This window comes from Stenotrophomonas maltophilia group sp. RNC7, from assembly GCF_030910085.1.
GTDB classification, from domain to species: Bacteria; Pseudomonadota; Gammaproteobacteria; order Xanthomonadales; family Xanthomonadaceae; genus Stenotrophomonas; species Stenotrophomonas sepilia.
Window position 1 is genome coordinate 1 of sequence record NZ_JAVFVN010001001.1, and the last position, 535, is coordinate 535.

Below are 535 nucleotides of genomic sequence, written 5' to 3' on the forward strand. Positions count from 1 at the left end.
CACCACCAGCTTGAATCCGGTGTCTGGCGTTCAGCCGTGGGGTAGTCCGTAGTTCGGCGCTTTATTGAAGCCAGCCTGCTCGGTGCCTTGGCCGCCGCAAGCCGAACCTCGTCGGGGCGGGCCGGGGGCGGGGCGCACTTAAGGAGGGGGGGTCGGGCCCCCGGCGGGGCCCGGGGGCACTTTGCCCCGCCCCCGCCCCCCGGGGGGGGGGGGGGGGGGGGCTGGGTAACTCTCCGGGTGGGGGGGGCCCCCCGGGGGGGGGGGGGGGGGCATTTGCCCCCGCCCCCCCCCCCGCCCCGGCGGGGCCCATCAGTTCGCAGAGAGTCCAAGCGAGGAAGCGCTATTCAATCCAGAAGCCAGGCAAAAAAAGACCCCGCAGAGGGAGGGATCTGCCGGGTCCGGATAGCATGGGGGGAGGGACCCATGCAATGAGCGTTGCGTCGCGTCAGTGACTGTTCGCGTCCGCCGTTGATTCGTTGTAACCCTGCACCAGTTCGGACCAGGCCTTGCTGGCCTGCAGGCCGAGACCGACCAC

At 71.2% G+C, this 535-nt stretch carries 1 pseudogene; it reads right to left on the minus strand.

The annotated features are described in order from the left end of the window. Positions 1 to 445: 445 nt before the first annotated feature. Positions 446 to 535: pseudogene (locus RCF13_RS26240) on the minus strand (phasin family protein); the annotation flags it as partial.